At 31.9% G+C, this 19,187-nt stretch carries 18 protein-coding genes; 10 read left to right on the top strand and 8 right to left on the bottom strand.

Annotated features, from left to right (window positions below; all coding sequences use genetic code 11):
* Positions 1–103: 103 nt before the first annotated feature.
* Entirely contained in the window at positions 104–1,132 is a 1,029-nt protein-coding gene (locus tag JV528_RS08130; protein ID WP_000754440.1) for a ferrated catecholamine ABC transporter substrate-binding lipoprotein SstD, read from the top strand.
* A gap of 260 nt (positions 1,133–1,392) precedes the next feature.
* Here JV528_RS08130 and JV528_RS08125 read toward each other — a convergent pair whose 3' ends face one another.
* The 3 genes from JV528_RS08125 to JV528_RS08115 form a co-directional block, all read right to left on the bottom strand.
* The gene (locus tag JV528_RS08125; protein ID WP_001127269.1) at positions 1,393–1,707 is read right to left on the bottom strand and encodes a CHY zinc finger protein; all 315 of its coding nucleotides are present in this window, start codon (positions 1,705–1,707) and stop codon (positions 1,393–1,395) included.
* 17 nt (positions 1,708–1,724) lie between these two features.
* A complete protein-coding gene (murB, locus tag JV528_RS08120; protein ID WP_000608440.1) occupies positions 1,725–2,648 on the bottom strand; it encodes a UDP-N-acetylmuramate dehydrogenase in 924 nt (307 codons plus the stop codon).
* Positions 2,649–2,774: 126 nt separating this feature from the next.
* Positions 2,775–3,293: a GrpB family protein gene (locus JV528_RS08115; RefSeq protein ID WP_000287202.1), complete on the bottom strand. Its 519-nt coding sequence runs from the start codon at positions 3,291–3,293 to the stop codon at positions 2,775–2,777.
* Between the two features lie 119 nt (positions 3,294–3,412).
* On the opposite strand from JV528_RS08115, the gene JV528_RS08110 reads away from it, so the two are divergent.
* The 3 genes from JV528_RS08110 to JV528_RS08100 all read left to right on the top strand — a co-directional run bounded on the left by JV528_RS08110 (position 3,413) and on the right by JV528_RS08100 (position 6,314).
* Complete coding sequence (locus JV528_RS08110) at positions 3,413–4,291, top strand: EMYY motif lipoprotein (protein ID WP_000724895.1); 879 nt, start codon at positions 3,413–3,415, stop codon at positions 4,289–4,291.
* Between the two features lie 153 nt (positions 4,292–4,444).
* Positions 4,445–4,765, top strand: coding sequence for a bacillithiol system redox-active protein YtxJ (ytxJ, locus tag JV528_RS08105; RefSeq protein WP_000985617.1), 321 nt, complete (start codon positions 4,445–4,447; stop codon positions 4,763–4,765).
* 424 nt (positions 4,766–5,189) lie between these two features.
* Positions 5,190–6,314: a glycerate kinase gene (locus JV528_RS08100; RefSeq protein WP_000866748.1), complete on the top strand. Its 1,125-nt coding sequence runs from the start codon at positions 5,190–5,192 to the stop codon at positions 6,312–6,314.
* Positions 6,315–6,501: 187 nt separating this feature from the next.
* On the opposite strand, the gene pepT is transcribed toward JV528_RS08100, so the two are convergent.
* From pepT to gdpS, 4 genes are all read right to left on the bottom strand, one after another.
* Positions 6,502–7,728, bottom strand: coding sequence for a peptidase T (pepT, locus tag JV528_RS08095; RefSeq protein ID WP_204254818.1), 1,227 nt, complete (start codon positions 7,726–7,728; stop codon positions 6,502–6,504).
* Positions 7,729–7,741: 13 nt separating this feature from the next.
* Entirely contained in the window at positions 7,742–8,236 is a 495-nt protein-coding gene (locus JV528_RS08090) for a threonine/serine exporter family protein (RefSeq protein ID WP_000899890.1), read from the bottom strand.
* A gap of 17 nt (positions 8,237–8,253) precedes the next feature.
* A complete protein-coding gene (locus JV528_RS08085) occupies positions 8,254–9,015 on the bottom strand; it encodes a threonine/serine exporter family protein (protein ID WP_001113406.1) in 762 nt (253 codons plus the stop codon).
* Between the two features lie 195 nt (positions 9,016–9,210).
* On the bottom strand, positions 9,211–10,281 hold the full coding sequence (gdpS, locus tag JV528_RS08080; protein WP_000460983.1) for a GGDEF domain-containing protein GdpS: 1,071 nt from the start codon (positions 10,279–10,281) through the stop codon (positions 9,211–9,213).
* 317 nt (positions 10,282–10,598) lie between these two features.
* On the opposite strand from gdpS, the gene JV528_RS08075 reads away from it, so the two are divergent.
* Positions 10,599–11,654, top strand: coding sequence for a glycosyltransferase family 4 protein (locus tag JV528_RS08075; protein WP_000258151.1), 1,056 nt, complete (start codon positions 10,599–10,601; stop codon positions 11,652–11,654).
* A 171-nt stretch (positions 11,655–11,825) separates the two neighbouring features.
* Here the strand turns inward: JV528_RS08075 and JV528_RS08070 are convergent, their stop codons facing one another.
* Complete coding sequence (locus JV528_RS08070) at positions 11,826–12,467, bottom strand: YigZ family protein (RefSeq protein WP_000192947.1); 642 nt, start codon at positions 12,465–12,467, stop codon at positions 11,826–11,828.
* 143 nt (positions 12,468–12,610) lie between these two features.
* Here JV528_RS08070 and fakB1 point away from each other — a divergent pair, with 143 nt between their 5' ends.
* The 5 genes from fakB1 (at position 12,611) to secA (ending at position 19,168) form a co-directional block, all read left to right on the top strand.
* Positions 12,611–13,477, top strand: a complete 867-nt coding sequence (gene fakB1, locus JV528_RS08065) for a fatty acid kinase binding subunit FakB1 (RefSeq protein ID WP_000686340.1) — start codon at positions 12,611–12,613, stop codon at positions 13,475–13,477.
* Positions 13,478–13,840: 363 nt separating this feature from the next.
* The gene (locus tag JV528_RS08060) at positions 13,841–14,923 is read left to right on the top strand and encodes an ATP-dependent helicase ComFA (RefSeq protein WP_014532585.1); all 1,083 of its coding nucleotides are present in this window, start codon (positions 13,841–13,843) and stop codon (positions 14,921–14,923) included.
* Positions 14,916–15,590, top strand: a complete 675-nt coding sequence (locus tag JV528_RS08055; protein ID WP_001057965.1) for a ComF family protein — start codon at positions 14,916–14,918, stop codon at positions 15,588–15,590. Before JV528_RS08060 ends, JV528_RS08055 begins: the two co-directional genes overlap by 8 nt.
* 60 nt (positions 15,591–15,650) lie before the next feature.
* Positions 15,651–16,223, top strand: a complete 573-nt coding sequence (hpf, locus tag JV528_RS08050; protein ID WP_000617735.1) for a ribosome hibernation-promoting factor, HPF/YfiA family — start codon at positions 15,651–15,653, stop codon at positions 16,221–16,223.
* A 413-nt stretch (positions 16,224–16,636) separates the two neighbouring features.
* Positions 16,637–19,168, top strand: coding sequence for a preprotein translocase subunit SecA (gene secA / locus JV528_RS08045; RefSeq protein ID WP_204177172.1), 2,532 nt, complete (start codon positions 16,637–16,639; stop codon positions 19,166–19,168).
* Positions 19,169–19,187 lie beyond the last annotated feature (19 nt).

Raw genomic sequence — 19,187 nt, 5'->3', positions numbered from 1 at the left:
TTAAAGGGGTGATGCGCCAATTAAAGAAGGGTTAAACGTAAAGCATTTATTTATATTTCACATCAAGCACACAGATTAAGCCAAAAGAGGAGAATATTATATTATGAAGAAAACAGTCTTATATTTAGTATTAGCAGTAATGTTTTTATTAGCGGCATGCGGTAACAATTCTGATAAAGAACAATCAAAATCAGAGACTAAAGGTTCTAAAGATACAGTGAAAATTGAAAATAACTATAAAATGCGTGGCGAGAAAAAAGATGGTAGTGACGCTAAAAAAGTTAAAGAAACTGTTGAAGTACCAAAAAATCCTGAAAATGCAGTTGTGTTAGACTATGGCGCATTAGATGTAATGAAAGAAATGGGCTTATCAGACAAAGTAAAAGCATTACCTAAAGGGGAAGGCGGTAAGTCATTACCGAATTTCTTAGAATCATTTAAAGATGATAAATATACAAACGTTGGTAATTTAAAAGAAGTGAATTTTGATAAAATTGCTGCGACGAAACCCGAAGTAATCTTTATCTCTGGACGTACAGCTAATCAAAAGAATTTAGATGAATTCAAAAAAGCTGCACCTAAAGCGAAAATTGTTTATGTTGGTGCAGATGAAAAGAACTTAATTGGTTCAATGAAACAAAACACTGAAAATATCGGTAAAATCTACGACAAAGAAGTCAAAGCTAAAGAATTAAATAAAGATTTAGATAATAAAATTGCTTCAATGAAAGATAAAACGAAAAACTTCAATAAAACTGTTATGTATTTACTAGTTAACGAAGGTGAATTATCAACATTTGGACCTAAAGGTCGTTTTGGTGGATTAGTTTACGATACATTAGGATTCAATGCAGTTGATAAAAAAGTAAGTAATAGCAATCATGGACAAAATGTTTCTAACGAATATGTTAATAAAGAAAATCCAGATGTTATTTTAGCGATGGATAGAGGTCAAGCGGTAAGTGGTAAATCAACTGCGAAACAAGCATTAAATAATCCGGTATTAAAAAATGTTAAAGCAATTAAAGAAGACAAAGTTTATAATTTAGATCCTAAATTATGGTACTTTGCAGCTGGATCAACTACAACTACAATTAAACAAATTGAGGAACTTGATAAAGTTGTAAAATAATTTTAAAAGAGGGGAACAATGGTTAAAGGTCTTAATCATTGTTTCCCTCTTTTCTTTAAAAAAGGAAATCTGGGACGTTAATCAATGTCCTAAACTCTAAAATGTTCTGTTGTCAGTCGTTGGTTGAATGAACATGTTCTTGTAACAAGCTCATTTCAATACCAGTGGGCTCCAAACATAGAGAATTTCAAAAAGGAATTATACAGAAGTGGTGCTTTATCATGTCTGTCTCACTTCCTATAATGTTTTGGCTATGTTGTTTAAATTTCAAAATAAATATGATAGTGATATTTGCAGCGATTGTTAAATCGAGATTGGCAATTAGGACAACGCTCAACCATCATATATTCATTGATTGTTAATTCGTGTTTGCATACACCGCATAAGATTGCTTTTTCGTTAAATGAAGGCTCAGACCAACGCTTAATGGCGTGCTTTTCAAACTCATTATGGCACTTATAGCATGGATAGTATTTATTACAACATTTAAATTTAATAGCAATAATATCTTCTTCGGTAAAATAATGGCGACAGCGTGTTTCAGTATCGATTAATGAACCATAAACTTTAGGCATAGACAAAGCTCCTTAACTTATGATTCCTTTGGATGTTCACCAATAATACGAACTTCACGATTTAATTCAATGCCAAATTTTTCTTTGACGGTCTTTTGTACATAATGAATAAGGTTTTCATAATCTGTAGCAGTTCCATTGTCTACATTTACCATAAAACCAGCGTGTTTAGTTGAAACTTCAACGCCTCCAATACGGTGACCTTGCAAATTAGAATCTTGTATCAATTTACCTGCAAAATGACCAGGCGGTCTTTGGAATACACTACCACATGAAGGATACTCTAAAGGTTGTTTAGATTCTCTACGTTCTGTTAAATCATCCATTTTAGCTTGTATTTCAGTCATTTTACCAGGAGCTAAAGTAAATGCAGCTTCTAATACAACTAAGTGTTCTTTTTGAATAATGCTATTACGATAATCTAACTCTAATTCTTTTGTTGTAAGTTTAATTAACGAGCCTTGTTCGTTTACGCAAAGTGCATAGTCTATACAATCTTTAACTTCGCCACCATAAGCGCCAGCATTCATATACACTGCACCACCAATTGAACCTGGAATACCACATGCAAATTCAAGGCCAGTAAGTGCGTAATCACGAGCAACACGTGAGACATCAATAATTGCAGCGCCGCTACCGGCTATTATCGCATCATCAGATACTTCGATATGATCTAGTGATAATAAACTAATTACAATGCCACGAATACCACCTTCACGGATAATAATATTTGAGCCATTTCCTAAATATGTAACAGGAATCTCATTTTGATAGGCATATTTAACAACTGCTTGTACTTCTTCATTTTTAGTAGGGGTAATATAAAAGTCGGCATTACCACCTGTTTTAGTATAAGTGTATCGTTTTAAAGGTTCATCAACTTTAATTTTTTCATTTGGGATAAGTTGTTGTAAAGCTTGATAGATGTCTTTATTTATCACTTCTCAGTACATCCTTTCTCATGTCTTTAATATCATATAGTATTATACCAATTTTAAAATTCATTTGCGAAAATTGAAAAGAAAGTATTAGAATTAGTATAATTATAAAATACGGCATTATTGTCGTTATAAGTATTTTTTACATAGTTTTTCAAAGTATTGTTGCTTTTGCATCTCATATTGTCTAATTGTTAAGCTATGTTGCAATATTTGGTGCTTTTTTGTATTGAATTGCAAAGCAATATCATCATTAGTTGATAAGAGATAATCAAGTGCAAGATAAGATTCAAATGTTTGGGTATTCATTTGAATGATATGTAGACGCACCTGTTGTTTTAGTTCATGAAAATTGTTAAACTTCGCCATCATAACCTTTTTATTATATTTATGATGCAAACGATAAAACCCTACATAATTTAAGCGTTTTTCATCTAAGGATGTAATATCATGCAAATTTTCTACACCTACTAAAATATCTAAAATTGGCTCTGTTGAATATTTAAAATGATGCGTACCGCCAATATGTTTTGTATATTTTACTGGGCTGTCTAAGAGGTTGAATAATAATGATTCAATTTCAGTGTATTGTGATTGAAAACAATTAGTTAAATCACTATTAATGAATGGTTGAACATTTGAATACATGATAAACTCCTTTGATATTGAAAATTAATTTAATCACGATAAAGTCTGGAATACTATAACATAATTCATTTTCATAATAAACATGTTTTTGTATAATGAATCTGTTAAGGAGTGCAATCATGAAAAAAATTGTTATTATCGCTGTTTTAGCGATTTTATTTGTAGTAATAAGTGCTTGTGGTAATAAAGAAAAAGAGGCACAACATCAATTTACTAAGCAATTTAAAGATGTTGAGCAAAAACAAAAAGAATTACAGCATGTCATGGATAATATACATTTGAAAGAAATTGATCATCTAAGTAAAACTGATACAACTGATAAAAATAGTAAAGAATTTAAGGCACTACAAGAAGATGTTAAAAACCATCTCATACCTAAATTTGAAGCATATTATAAGTCAGCAAAAAATTTGCCTGATGATACAATGAAAGTTAAGCAATTAAAAAAAGAATATATGGCGCTTGCAAATGAGAAGAAGGATGCGATATATCAATTAAAAAAATTCATAGGTTTATGTAATCAATCTATCAAGTATAACGAAGACATTTTAGATTATACGAAACAATTTGAAAAAAATAGATACAAAGTTGAATCAGAAATTAAATTAGCTGATAATAAAAGTGAAGCAGCTAATCTTACGACAAAATTAGAACATAATAATAAAGCGTTAAGAGATACTGCGAAAAAGAACCTAGATGATAGTAAAGAAAATGAAGTAAAAGGCGCGATTAAAAATCACATTATGCCAATGATTGAAAAACAAATTACCGATATTAACCAAACTAATATTAGTGATAAGCATGTTAATAATGCAAGGAAAAACGCAATAGAAATGTATTACAGTCTGCAGAACTATTATAATACACGTATTGAAACAATAAAGGTTAGTGAGAAGTTATCAAAAGTCGATGTAGACAAGTTGCCGAAAAAGGGTATAGATATAACTCACGGCGATAAAGCCTTTGAAAAAAAGCTTGAAAAATTAGAAGAAAAATAACTATAATCATTTTTCAAAGTTAAAAATTTTGAATTTATGGTTAACATGTCAACTTACTATGTGTATAATGGTAAACATTGATATTAACTATATGTATAAAAATGTCACGCAGATGCTATTTAAATGTGATAAATATTTTTAGAGGTGAATAGAGTGGCTATAAAGCTAAGTTCAATTGACCAATTTGAACAGGTTATTGAGGAAAATAAATATGTTTTTGTATTAAAACATAGTGAAACTTGTCCAATATCGGCAAATGCGTACGATCAATTTAATAAATTTTTATATGAACGCGATATGGACGGTTATTATTTGATTGTCCAACAAGAACGCGATTTGTCAGATTATATTGCTAAAAAAACGAACGTTAAACATGAATCACCTCAAGCATTTTATTTTGTAAATGGTGAAATGGTTTGGAATCGAGACCACGGTGATATTAATGTGTCGTCATTAGCACAAGCAGAAGAATAATGAAACTATAGGGTTGGAACATATTGCCTTACACTACTAGACGTGAATAGCACAACTTAAATTCGTGTGAATCAGAGTAGTTTGGCTATAATGATGTTCTGACCTTTTATTTTATATAACCTTTAGAAGCAGTTAAGTTAGTACTTTTTTACAAACATATGTATAATGTATTCGAGTATTTTTATTGAAAATATTTTGGAAAACGACGAATCCGATAAAAAAATTTAAACATGATTTGTAAGTTAGTTTAATAGGAAATATATGCTAAACCAGAAGAAGCATATTGTTATTTACTGGGATAATTAATAATCATGTCATGTTAAATGTTCGCATATAATCACGAGATAAAATCTGAAATTTAAGATTAATCTTTTATGAATAAAAAACGTATCACAACAAATAATAAAGTAAGGTGGTCAAGGTTATGAAAGTATTAGTAGCCATGGATGAGTTTCATGGAATTATTTCGAGTTATCAAGCTAATAGATATGTTGAAGAGGCAGTTGCAAGCCAAATTGAAACTGCAGATGTAGTTCAAGTACCATTGTTTAATGGAAGACATGAATTATTAGATTCTGTATTTTTATGGCAATCTGGGCAAAAGTATCGTATACCAGTACATGACGCAGATATGAATGAAGTTGAAGGTGTTTACGGACAAACTGATACAGGGATGACCGTTATCGAGGGGAATTTATTTTTAAAAGGTAAAAAGCCAATTGTTGAACGAACAAGTTATGGTTTAGGAGAAATGATTAACCATGCATTAGATAACGACGCAAAACATGTTGTAATTTCATTAGGTGGGATTGATAGTTTTGATGCTGGTGCAGGTATGTTACAAGCATTAGGTGCTCAATTCTATGATGACGAAGGACGTGTCGTAGATATGAGACAAGGTGCTGGTGTAATTAAATATATTCGTCGTATGGATATGTCGAACTTACACCCTAAAATGGAAACAGCAAGAATTCAAGTAATGTCGGATTTTTCAAGTCGATTATATGGTAAGCAAAGTGAAATCATGCAAACTCATGATGCGCATCAGTTGAATCATAATCAAGCAGCAGAAATCGATAATTTAATTTGGTATTTTAGTGAGTTATTTAAAAGTGAATTGAAAATTGCAATTGGTCCAGTTGAACGTGGTGGTGCTGGTGGTGGAATTGCAGCAGTCTTGAATGGACTGTATCAAGCTGAAATATTAACCAGTCATGCATTAGTAGACCAACTAACACATTTAGAAAATTTAGTTGAACAAGCGGATTTAATTATTTTTGGAGAAGGATTAAATGAAAATGATCAGTTGCTAGAAACGACAACATTGCGTATTGCAGAACTTTGTCATAAACATCAAAAGGTTGCCATTGCAATTTGTGCAACTGCTGAAAAGTTTGATTTATTTGAATCACAAGGGGTTACAGCAATGTTTAATACATTTATCGATATGCCGGAAACTTATACTGACTTTAAAATGGGATTACAAATTAGGCATTATACTGTTCAGTCTTTAAAACTGTTGAAAACACATTTTAATGTTGAGGTTTAGTAAAGAAGGACTAAATTGGTGATGCTGTCATGATGGTTAATAACATTTATGATGGTTAGCAAAACAAATTAGAAGATCGAAAGTATACGTAAAAAATATGAAAAATCACGCTATCATTGCACTGAATGTTAGCGTGATTTTTTTTATTAATTAAGCCTGAGTTGAACTAGTATATAATCGTTTGTTTTTAGTGATTTTCAGCGATATCTTCTACAATTCCAATGATTACTTGTACTGCTTTTTCCATAACATCAATGGATGCATATTCATATGGGCCGTGGAAGTTACCGCAACCTGTAAAGATGTTTGGAGTTGGTAATCCCATAAATGACAATTGTGAACCATCTGTACCACCACGAATAGGTTCAGTGTTTGCTGGAATATCTAATTTAGCAAAGACACGTTTAGGTATATCAATAATATGAGGCAATGGTAATATTTTTTCTGCCATATTGAAATATTGATCCGATATATCAACTTTAACTGGATAATTTTCAAAATGGGCATTGATATCGTCACGTATTTCTAAAATACGTTTCTTACGCAATTCGAATTGTTTTTTATCATGATCACGAATAATGTATTGCAAAGTTGCTTTTTCAACAGTTCCTTCAAAGTTCATTAAGTGATAAAAGCCTTCGTATCCTTCTGTTCGCTCCGGAACTTCACTATCAGGTAGCAAACTATCGAATTGTTCACCTAAACGTATTGCGTTTACCATTGCATTTTTAGCTGAACCAGGATGAACATTCACACCGTGGCATGTAATAACCGCTTCAGCAGCGTTAAAGCTTTCATATTGTAATTCTCCATATTGACTACCATCCATAGTATAAGCAAAATCAGCATTGAAGCGGTCAACATCAAATTTATGTGGACCACGACCGATTTCTTCGTCTGGTGTAAATCCAATGCGAATGGTACCATGTTTAATTTCTGGATGTTCTTGTAAATAACAGATAGCTTCCATAATTTCCACAATACCCGCTTTATCGTCTGCACCTAGTAACGATGTACCATCAGTTACCATTAATGTATGACCAACAAAACTGTTAAGTTCTGGAAATACTTTAGGATCTAAGACACGTTTAGTATTGCCTAGTTTGTATGGCTTACCATCATAGTTTTCAATAATTTGCGGTTTAACATTTGAAGCATTGAAATCAGGTGATGTATCAACATGCGCCATAAATCCAACTGTTGGGACGTCTGCATCGATGTTACTTTCTAATGTAGCAAATAAGTAGCCATTTTCATCTAAATCAGTTGGCAATCCTAATTGTTGTAATTCTTTTTCTAATAAATGTAACAAATCCCATTGCTTTTCAGTTGAAGGTGTTGTTGTAGATTTTGGATCAGATTGCGTATCAATTGTCGTATATCTTGTTAATCTATCTATCAATTGGTTCTTCATTATATTCGACCCCTTAAACTCTATTATTCATGTTGTAAGATTTTTTATATGTCTTACCTTTGATTTTACCATATAGCTGTTTGATACGTGTGTACAGGTAATATAGAATTTCAGAAACTAATATACCGAAAGCAATCGCACCTGAAATCAGTGTAACTTCTAAAAATGTATTTACAGCACTTGTATAATCATTCGATACTAAAAAACGAGTCGCTTGATAAGCTGCACCACCAGGTACTAATGGTATAATGCCTGGCACTATGAATATAATTACCGGTCGTTTATATCTGCGACTCATAGTATGACTCATTAAGCCTAAAATTAAGCTTCCCAAAAATGAAGCGCCAACTTTTCCAAACTCTAAATCTACCGTTAATTGGTAAATCGTCCATGCAATGGCACCTACAAATCCACATGCTACTAAGAGGCGTTTGGGTGCATTGAAAATGATAGAGAAAAGTACTGTTGATATAAAGCTGATTGTAAAATGAAATAAATAAAATAGCATGCTTTAACAGTCCTTCCTTAAATGATTAATAAAACGATTGCGACACCAGCACCGATTGCGAATGCTGTTAATGCAGCTTCAACACCGCGAGACATACCTGCAAGTAATTCACCCGCTAATAAATCTCGAATGGCATTGGTAATTAATATACCAGGGACAAGTGGCATGACACTGGCTATAGTAATGATATCTTGATTGGTTGCAATACCTAATTTAGTAAATGTGGCTGCAATGGATATGACCACAGCGGCTGCAACAAACTCTGAGAAAAATTTAATTTGTATATAGCGTTGTACAAAGCTGAATGTTAAAAATGCGGATCCACCAGCAATGACTGCAATCCAACAATCTGATGCAACACCACCAAACATAAATAGGAAGAAGCCACATGCAATGGCAGCTGCAAAGAAATTCGTTAAAAAAGAATATTGTAATGATGCATGCTGTAAATGAATAAATTCAGATTTAGCTTCATCAATTGTGAGTTCTTTATTTGATATTTTACGTGAAAGACTATTCGTTAAAGCGATTTTCTCTAAATCTGTTGTACGCTCTTGTACACGAATTAATCTTGTACTTGTACGATCGTTTAATGAAAAAATAATTGCAGTTGAACTGACAAAACTATATGTATTATGAAGACCATAACTATGTGCGATACGGTTCATTGTATCTTCAACTCGATATGTTTCAGCACCTGATTCAAGTAAAATTCTACCTGCAATTAATACAACATCAATCACTTTGTTTTCATCTATAATTGTGATTGAATCCGGCATATCAATTCACCTCCAATGAAATGTGTTATTTATTTGAACAATTGAAGTTTACAACTTGTTGTTGCAACTTTCAATAGTGAGACTTTGTGTTAGTATGATGAACTTGTATGGTTCAAATTTAAATAAGAAAAACTGTTAATCTTTGCTATTATACTATGATTTAATAATAGCAAAGGATTAACAGTTTTGTCGTTGTTATAAATTGATAATAGGGTTAAACATTACTTTGTTTCGCCCTTGATTTTTGGCTACATGCACCATATCGTCTGCATCTTTAAACACTTTACGCTGTGATTTTGGATCATCATCTGTTAGATAACCAACACCGATAGACACTGACAATTTAATAACTTCTTTGTTTGGTAAATGGAATGATGATTTTTCAACACCTGAACGAATATTTTCAGCTAATTTAACACTTTGATCAAGTGAATAGTTGTGAATGACAACTGAGAACTCTTCGCCACCATTTCTAAAAATTTTAAATTGATTCGGCACATAGTTTTTAAGTAATTGAGACATTTGTTTTAACACAGCATCACCTGATTTGTGTGAGTAGGTATCATTGACATCTTTAAATCCATCGATATCGATTAATAATAATGCGATACTTTGATGTTCTTTTTCAGCTTTTCGTGAAATTTCATTTAAATGTCTATCAAATTCTTTTACATTACCTAAGCCTGTTAAGTAATCATATTTATCTTCGTTTTCATAACGATTTACGAGTGAGAAGAAATGCCAAATATCGACAAATGTTATCGCTGAAGCTAAAGTGATAATTAATGAAATTGGTATTAAAATGATAACTTCCGATAGTGTGTAAATAGGACTCACTAATGCGACACCAAATAAAATGATTATTGTAACAACATTAAGTATTAATAATGATAGCACATCATTTTGTTTTAAAAATGGTCCAATAGCACTTGTTACTGCGGCAATAACAATCAACGTAACACCGTACATAATCGAGTTGTTAAATACTACAATTTCAACAATTGCTACAATTACTGTGGCAGATAATGTATAGACCATATTTGTAAATCTACCTAAAAACAATAAAGGAACGAATGTTAAGTGAATTAAATAATCTTCACGATAAGGGATAGGGTAGACAGATAATAATAATGATACGATTGTCATTAAAACAGTGACATAAGCCTTAGAAAAAACCATACGTTTGTTTTCTGAATACTGTAAGCGATGGAATAAATAGATTCCAGCGACTATAACAGATATATTGTATATAAATGCTTCGAACATGTCTGAATCGACTCCTTTAATTGACCACTAGCTATTGTAAGTGAAAACTTACAATTTGTCATTAGTTTACATATAAAATTAATGTATGATATAGACTTTGATGTTAAAATGTTGCCTTAAATGATATGATGAAAAAATGAATAATAGGCGATATATAAGAAATGAATCGTATAGTTGTAAATATGATATCATTGATTGAGCGAATTAATTTATAATAAAGCTATAAGATATACGTAGAAAATAGATATATCATTCTATAAAGACAATATTAAATAAATATAACGTTAAAAACAATTAATATCGATGAAGGTGAATAAATGGTTACATTATTACTAGTTGCAGTAACAATGATTGTCAGTTTGACGATAACACCAATTGTTATTGCAATATCGAAAAGATTAAATTTAGTTGATAAACCAAATTTTAGAAAAGTACACACTAAACCTATTTCGGTTATGGGTGGTACAGTGATTCTCTTTTCATTTTTAATAGGTATTTGGATTGGTCATCCTATTGAAACAGAAATCAAACCACTTATTATTGGTGCGATTATTATGTACGTACTTGGGCTTGTAGATGATATCTACGATTTGAAACCGTATATAAAATTGGCTGGTCAAATTGCCGCTGCCTTAGTAGTTGCTTTTTATGGTGTGACTATTGATTTTATTTCGTTGCCTATGGGTACAACGATTCATTTTGGATTTCTTAGTATTCCAATTACTGTGATTTGGATTGTTGCTATTACAAATGCAATTAACTTAATTGATGGACTCGATGGTTTGGCGTCGGGTGTTTCTGCAATAGGACTCATTACAATAGGATTCATTGCAATTTTACAAGCTAATATTTTCATAACGATGATTTGTTGTGTTTTATTAGGCTCTTTAATTGGGTTTTTATTTTACAATTTCCATCCTGCCAAAATATTTTTAGGTGATAGTGGGGCTTTAATGATTGGATTTATCATCGGATTCCTTTCTTTACTCGGATTCAAAAATATTACAATTATTGCATTGTTCTTCCCAATTGTTATCTTAGCAGTTCCATTCATTGATACTTTGTTCGCAATGATTCGACGTGTGAAAAAAGGACAGCATATAATGCAAGCTGATAAATCGCATTTGCATCATAAACTATTAGCTTTAGGCTACACACATAGACAAACAGTATTATTAATCTATTCAATCTCTATTTTATTTAGTCTTTCGAGCATTATCTTGTATGTATCGCCACCATTAGGTGTTGTATTAATGTTTGTATTAATCATATTTAGTATTGAATTAATTGTTGAATTTACAGGATTAATAGATAACAACTACCGACCAATATTAAATTTAATTAGTCGTAAGTCATCTCATAAAGAGGAATAGGGAATGAAAGCATAGCTGTATGGGATAATTTGTATTATATGGCTTTACTCTTTACAATTTTTTATGTATTAAATTTCAAATATAAAAAAGCACTGCCATAAACGTGTACTTCAATTGTCGTTTAATAATACGCAATTGATATTTACCATCTTATGATAGTGCTTTTTATTTTTATTCAGTTGGTATATCGAAAGGCAACTGCTTTGGAGTTTCTTCAGTCAAATCGAAATTTCCAGCAGTCATTTGATTTAAAAAGTTAATAAACGCTTCATAGTCACTTTTAACGACATCGATATAGTAGCTTACCTTATCAGTGTAAGTTTGGTTTCTTAACATAAAATGAGTTGAAGCTAATTCATATTCAAATTTACCAGTTTGATCATAATTCAGTGTTACTATACATGGTACTGCTTCTCGTAGTTCGACACGTCCGATATCATAAATGACGTCTCTAACAGCACCGCTATAGGCGCGAATTAAACCGCCACCACCTAATTTAATACCACCAAAATATCTTGTTACTACGACACACGCATTATGAACATCGAGCTTTTTTAATATGTCTAACATTGGGACACCGGCAGTTCCTGTCGGTTCACCATCATCATTTGCTTTTTGAATATTCATTTCAGGTCCAATAGTATATGCAGAACAATTATGAGTGGCATCTTTATGTTCTTTTTTTATTGCAGCAATAAATGCTTTAGCTTCATCTTCATTTTGAACAGGTTTGATATGAGCAATGAATCTTGATTTACTAATCACATTTTCAATAATGTGTTCTTTTTTAACAGTAATGATATTTTGTGTCATAATAACTCCTTAATTCATAAGCTTAAGATTATTTAATCTTCATTATACACTGAAAATGACATGACTATAAATCGTTTGATTGCCATTTTCTTTTTAACTGAAATATTGTATCATTGCTATGAGTATATTTTAGGAGGACGACTATGAAAATTGCTGTGATGACCGATTCTACAAGTTATCTGTCGCAGGACTTAATCGATAAATATAATATTCAAATAGCGCCATTAAGTGTGACTTTTGATGATGGGAAGAACTTTACAGAAAGTAATGAAATAGCAATTGAAGAATTTTATAATAAAATGGCATCGTCTCAAACGATTCCAACAACAAGCCAACCAGCAATTGGCGAATGGATTACTAAATATGAAATGTTAAAAGATCAAGGTTACACAGATATCATTGTCATTTGCTTATCAAGTGGAATTAGTGGAAGTTATCAATCTAGTTATCAAGCAGGGGAAATGGTTGAAGGTGTTAATGTACATGCATTTGATAGTAAGCTTGCAGCAATGATTGAAGGATGTTATGTATTACGTGCTATTGAAATGGTTGAAGAAGGATACGAACCACAGCAAATTATTGATGATTTAACTAATATGCGTGAACACACAGGTGCGTATTTAATTGTTGATGACTTAAAGAATTTACAAAAAAGTGGTCGAATTACTGGTGCTCAAGCATGGGTTGGAACATTATTGAAAATGAAGCCAGTTCTTAAGTTTGAAGATGGCAAGATTATACCAGAAGAAAAAGTTCGTACTAAAAAGCGTGCCATTCAAACATTAGAAAAGAAAGTATTAGATATTGTAAAAGACTTTGAAGAAGTAACTTTATTTGTCATAAATGGAGATCATTTCGAAGATGGTCAAGCGTTATACAAAAAGTTACAAGATGATTGTCCTTCAGCTTATCAAGTAGCATACTCTGAGTTTGGTCCAGTTGTTGCAGCACATTTAGGTTCTGGTGGATTAGGTTTAGGCTATGTTGGCAGAAAAATAAGATTAACATAATTATAAAATTTTAATAAAAGAGTCTATATTGTAATTGGAAATTATATCTCGTATACATGGCTTTAAATGTTCATCATTTGAAAGTCAAAATGCTAAAGATATAAGAAAATCATTATAATATTAGGCTCTTTTTTACGTTGAAATGAGGTTTTAAGCATTAAACATTACGGGAAATTAATTCATCCTCATACTTCACTTACTAATGAAAAAATTAAAAAAGAAGTAACAGGTGTCATCAAACAAAATTCAAACTATTATTGTGTTCAATGTGAAAGTACAAATCCAAAGCATTTTTATCAGTATGATTCCTCAGTACATTCCAAGAAAATTGTATATTGCAGAAATTGTATATCACTGGGTCGAATGGATAATGTAACAAGATATAAAATAACAGAGAGTTCGCAAAGTGCATCACAAGCATATTATCATCTCTCATTTGAATTGTCGGAACAGCAGTCTTATGCCTCAGAACATATTGTTCGAGCCATTAGAATGAGACAAACGATTTTGTTATATGCAGTAACAGGTGCAGGTAAGACAGAAATGATGTTTCAAGGCATTCAATATGCAAGACGACAGGGAGATAATATAGCTATTGTGTCACCACGTGTAGATGTTGTTGTAGAAATTAGTAAACGTATTAAAGACGCATTTCTTAATGAAGATATAGACATACTACACCAGCAATCAAGTCAACAATTTGAAGGGCATTTTGTTGTATGCACAGTGCATCAACTTTACCGATTCAAACAGCACTTTGATACTATTTTTATTGATGAAGTCGATGCCTTTCCTTTATCAATGGATAAAAGTTTACAACAAGCATTGAAGTCATCTTCTAAAGTTGAACATGCAACGATTTATATGACAGCAACACCACCGAAACAACTTCTGTCAGAGATTCCCAACGAAAATATAATTAAATTGCCAGCTCGCTTTCATAAAAAATCACTTCCAGTTCCTAAATATCGCTATTTCAAACTTAATAATAATAAGATTCAGAAAATGTTATATCGAATTTTACAAGATCAAATTAATAATCAACGTTATACATTGGTGTTTTTTAACAATATAGAAACAATGATTAAAACATTTTCGGTTTATAAGCAGAAAATTACTAAATTAACATATATCCATAGCGAGGATGTTTTTCGCTTTGAAAAAGTTGAACAATTAAGGAATGGACATTTCGATGTCATTTTTACTACGACAATATTAGAACGTGGATTTACAATGGCAAATTTGGATGTTGTTGTTATCGATGCACATCAATATACTCAAGAGGCTTTAATACAAATTGCTGGACGTGTTGGACGAAAATTAGAATGTCCTACTGGAAAAGTATTGTTTTTTCATGAAGGAGTAAGTATGAATATGATTCAAGCAAAAAAAGAGATTCAAAAGATGAACAAATTAGCATTAAAAAGAGGTTGGATTGATGAATAATTGTTTGAGTTGTGGTGCTAAGTTATATGAAAATATAACCATTTATAATTTGTTCAAGAAACCTAATAGATTATGTGACAGATGCAAAGAGAATTGGGACAATATTAAACTTGATATTAAAGCAAGGCGATGTTCAAGGTGCTTAAAACACTTAAATCAAGATGAAGCGTATTGTTTAGACTGCAAGTTTCTATCGGCACACTTTAATTTAATGGAACAATTATATTGTCAATTTCAATATGACGGTTTAATGAAAGAGATGATACATCAGTATAAATTTTTGAAAGACTATTATTTATGTGAATTATTGGCACATTTGATTGAAATACCACAAACATCTTATGACTATATTGTGCCAATTCCTTCTTCGCCGGCACATGATTTATCTAGAACATTTAACCCGGTAGAAGCAGTACTAAAAGCTAAAGGGATTCGCTTTGATAAGATTTTAAAGATGTCAAATAGACCAAAACAGTCTCATTTAACTAAGAAAGAGCGTCTGGCAGATGAAAATCCATTTATTATTGATACGGAATTAGATTTAAACGGCAAGGAAATATTACTCGTTGACGATATTTATACAACTGGATTAACAATTCATCGTGCAGGGTGTAAATTATATGCTAAAAATATCAGAAAATTCAAAGTGTTTGCGTTTGCACGATAGCGTAAAAATGTTAAAATATAATAAAGAGTTACCAATAAAGAGGTTTAAGGAGAGATTACTATGATTAGATTTGAAATTCATGGAGATAACCTCACTATCACAGATGCTATTCGCAACTATATTGAGGAAAAAATTGGTAAGTTGGAACGTTATTTTAATGACGTACCAAATGCAGTGGCGCATGTTAAAGTTAAAACTTATTCAAATTCAGCTACTAAAATTGAAGTAACAATTCCGTTGAAAAATGTTACGTTAAGAGCTGAAGAGCGAAACGATGATTTATACGCAGGTATTGATTTAATTAATAATAAACTTGAAAGACAAGTTCGAAAATATAAAACACGTATTAATCGTAAGAGCCGTGATCGAGGAGATCAAGAAGTGTTTGTTGCCGAATTACAAGAAATGCAAGAAACACAAGTTGATAATGACGCTTACGATGATAACGAGATAGAAATTATTCGTTCAAAAGAATTCAGCTTAAAACCAATGGATTCAGAAGAAGCGGTATTACAAATGAATCTATTAGGTCATGACTTCTTTGTATTCACAGACAGAGAAACTGATGGAACAAGTATCGTTTACCGCCGTAAAGACGGTAAATATGGCTTGATTCAAACTAGTGAACAATAAATTAAGTTTAAAGCACTTGTGTTTTTGCACAAGTGCTTTTTTATACTCCAAAAGCAATTTCTGACTATTTCATAGTTCGATAATGTAATTTGTTGAATGAAACATAGTGACTATGCTAATGTTAATGGATGTATATATTTGAATGTTAAGTTAATAATAGTATGTCAGTCTATTGTATAGTCCGAGTCGAAAATCGTAAAATATTTATAATATAATTTATTAGGAAGTATAATTGCGTATTGAGAATATATTTATTAGTGATAAACTTGTTGACAACAGAATGTGAATGAAGTATGTCATAAATATATTTATATTGATTCTACAAATGAGTAAATAAGTATAATTTTCTAACTATAAATGATAAGATATATTGTTGTAGGCCAAACAGTTTTTTAGCTAAAGGAGCGAACGAAATGGGATTTTTATCAAAAATTCTTGATGGCAATAATAAAGAAATTAAACAGTTAGGTAAACTTGCTGATAAAGTAATCGCTTTAGAAGAAAAAACGGCAATTTTAACTGATGAAGAAATTCGTAATAAAACGAAACAATTCCAAACAGAATTAGCTGACATTGATAATGTCAAAAAGCAAAATGATTATTTAGATAAAATTTTACCAGAAGCATATGCACTTGTTAGAGAAGGCTCTAAACGTGTATTCAATATGACACCATATAAAGTTCAAATTATGGGTGGTATTGCAATTCATAAAGGTGATATCGCTGAGATGAGAACAGGTGAAGGTAAAACATTAACAGCGACAATGCCAACATACTTAAATGCATTAGCTGGTAGAGGTGTTCACGTTATTACAGTCAATGAATACTTATCAAGTGTTCAAAGTGAAGAAATGGCTGAGTTATATAACTTCTTAGGTTTGACTGTCGGATTAAACTTAAACAGTAAGACGACAGAAGAAAAACGTGAAGCATACGCACAAGACATTACTTACAGTACTAATAATGAGCTAGGTTTTGATTACTTACGTGATAACATGGTGAATTATTCTGAAGATAGAGTAATGCGTCCATTACATTTTGCAATCATTGATGAGGTTGACTCAATTTTAATTGACGAGGCACGTACGCCATTAATTATTTCTGGTGAAGCTGAAAAGTCAACGTCACTTTATACACAAGCAAATGTTTTTGCGAAAATGTTAAAACAGGACGAAGATTATAAATACGATGAAAAAACGAAAGCCGTACATTTAACAGAACAAGGTGCGGATAAAGCAGAACGTATGTTCAAAGTTGAAAACTTATATGATGTACAAAATGTTGATGTTATTAGTCATATCAACACAGCTTTACGTGCGCACGTTACTTTACAACGTGACGTAGACTATATGGTTGTTGATGGCGAAGTATTAATTGTCGATCAATTTACAGGACGTACAATGCCAGGCCGTCGTTTCTCGGAAGGTTTACACCAAGCTATTGAAGCGAAAGAAGGCGTTCAAATTCAAAATGAATCTAAAACTATGGCGTCTATTACATTCCAAAACTATTTCAGAATGTACAATAAACTTGCGGGTATGACAGGTACAGCTAAAACTGAAGAAGGAGAATTTAGAAATATTTATAACATGACAGTAACTCAAATTCCGACAAATAAACCTGTGCAACGTAACGATAAGTCTGATTTAATTTACATTAGCCAAAAAGGTAAATTTGATGCAGTAGTAGAAGATGTTGTTGAAAAACACAAGGCAGGGCAACCAGTGCTATTAGGTACTGTTGCAGTTGAGACTTCTGAATATATTTCAAATTTACTTAAAAAACGTGGTATCCGTCATGATGTGTTAAATGCGAAAAATCATGAACGTGAAGCTGAAATTGTTGCAGGCGCTGGACAAAAAGGTGCCGTTACTATTGCCACTAACATGGCTGGTCGTGGTACAGATATCAAATTAGGTGAAGGCGTAGAGGAATTAGGCGGTTTAGCAGTAATAGGTACAGAACGACATGAATCTCGTCGTATTGATGACCAGTTACGTGGTCGTTCTGGACGTCAAGGTGATAAAGGGGATAGTCGCTTCTATTTATCATTACAAGATGAATTAATGATTCGTTTTGGTTCTGAACGTTTACAGAAGATGATGAGCAGACTAGGTTTAGATGACTCTACACCAATTGAATCAAAAATGGTATCAAGAGCTGTAGAATCAGCGCAAAAACGTGTAGAAGGTAATAACTTCGACGCGCGTAAACGTATCTTAGAATACGATGAAGTATTACGTAAACAACGTGAAATTATCTATAACGAAAGAAATAGTATTATTGATGAAGAAGACAGCTCTCAAGTTGTAGATGCAATGCTACGTTCAACGTTACAACGTAGTATTAATTACTATATTAATACAGCAGATGACGAGCCTGAATATCAACCATTCATCGACTACATTAATGACATTTTCTTACAAGAAGGTGACATTACAGAGGATGATATCAAAGGTAAAGATGCTGAAGATATTTTCGAAGTCGTTTGGGCTAAGATTGAAGCAGCATATCAAAGTCAAAAAGATATCTTAGAAGAACAAATGAATGAGTTTGAGCGTATGATTTTACTTCGTTCTATTGATAGCCATTGGACTGATCATATCGACACAATGGATCAATTACGTCAAGGTATTCACTTACGTTCTTATGCACAACAAAATCCATTACGTGACTATCAAAATGAAGGTCATGAATTATTTGATATCATGATGCAAAATATCGAAGAAGATACTTGTAAATTTATTTTAAAATCTGTAGTACAAGTTGAAGATAATATTGAACGTGAAAAAACAACAGAGTTTGGTGAAGCGAAGCACGTTTCAGCTGAAGATGGTAAAGAAAAAGTGAAACCAAAACCAATCGTTAAAGGCGATCAAGTTGGTCGTAACGATGATTGTCCATGTGGTAGTGGTAAAAAGTTCAAAAATTGCCATGGAAAATAAATGATATAAAATAACTCCT

This window comes from Staphylococcus sp. GDB20D11A (assembly GCF_016893255.1).
Lineage (GTDB): Bacteria > Bacillota > Bacilli > Staphylococcales > Staphylococcaceae > Staphylococcus > Staphylococcus aureus.
The sequence above is the reverse complement of the archived record's forward strand: the minus strand, read 5'-3'. Positions and strand labels throughout refer to the sequence as shown.

What these genes read in the sequence shown, in the direction of transcription:
- JV528_RS08130 (WP_000754440.1), top strand. Translation starts at nt 104, where the DNA reads ATGAAGAAAACAGTCTTATATTTAGTATTAGCAGTAATGTTTTTATTA.
- JV528_RS08125 (WP_001127269.1), bottom strand. Translation starts at nt 1,707, where the DNA reads ATGCCTAAAGTTTATGGTTCATTAATCGATACTGAAACACGCTGTCGC.
- JV528_RS08115 (WP_000287202.1), bottom strand. Translation starts at nt 3,293, where the DNA reads ATGTATTCAAATGTTCAACCATTCATTAATAGTGATTTAACTAATTGT.
- JV528_RS08110 (WP_000724895.1), top strand. Translation starts at nt 3,413, where the DNA reads ATGAAAAAAATTGTTATTATCGCTGTTTTAGCGATTTTATTTGTAGTA.
- JV528_RS08100 (WP_000866748.1), top strand. Translation starts at nt 5,190, where the DNA reads ATGAAAGTATTAGTAGCCATGGATGAGTTTCATGGAATTATTTCGAGT.
- pepT (WP_204254818.1), bottom strand. Translation starts at nt 7,728, where the DNA reads ATGAAGAACCAATTGATAGATAGATTAACAAGATATACGACAATTGAT.
- JV528_RS08090 (WP_000899890.1), bottom strand. Translation starts at nt 8,236, where the DNA reads ATGCTATTTTATTTATTTCATTTTACAATCAGCTTTATATCAACAGTA.
- JV528_RS08085 (WP_001113406.1), bottom strand. Translation starts at nt 9,015, where the DNA reads ATGCCGGATTCAATCACAATTATAGATGAAAACAAAGTGATTGATGTT.
- gdpS (WP_000460983.1), bottom strand. Translation starts at nt 10,281, where the DNA reads ATGTTCGAAGCATTTATATACAATATATCTGTTATAGTCGCTGGAATC.
- JV528_RS08075 (WP_000258151.1), top strand. Translation starts at nt 10,599, where the DNA reads ATGGTTACATTATTACTAGTTGCAGTAACAATGATTGTCAGTTTGACG.
- JV528_RS08070 (WP_000192947.1), bottom strand. Translation starts at nt 12,467, where the DNA reads ATGACACAAAATATCATTACTGTTAAAAAAGAACACATTATTGAAAAT.
- fakB1 (WP_000686340.1), top strand. Translation starts at nt 12,611, where the DNA reads ATGAAAATTGCTGTGATGACCGATTCTACAAGTTATCTGTCGCAGGAC.
- JV528_RS08060 (WP_014532585.1), top strand. Translation starts at nt 13,841, where the DNA reads ATGGATAATGTAACAAGATATAAAATAACAGAGAGTTCGCAAAGTGCA.
- JV528_RS08055 (WP_001057965.1), top strand. Translation starts at nt 14,916, where the DNA reads ATGAATAATTGTTTGAGTTGTGGTGCTAAGTTATATGAAAATATAACC.
- hpf (WP_000617735.1), top strand. Translation starts at nt 15,651, where the DNA reads ATGATTAGATTTGAAATTCATGGAGATAACCTCACTATCACAGATGCT.
- secA (WP_204177172.1), top strand. Translation starts at nt 16,637, where the DNA reads ATGGGATTTTTATCAAAAATTCTTGATGGCAATAATAAAGAAATTAAA.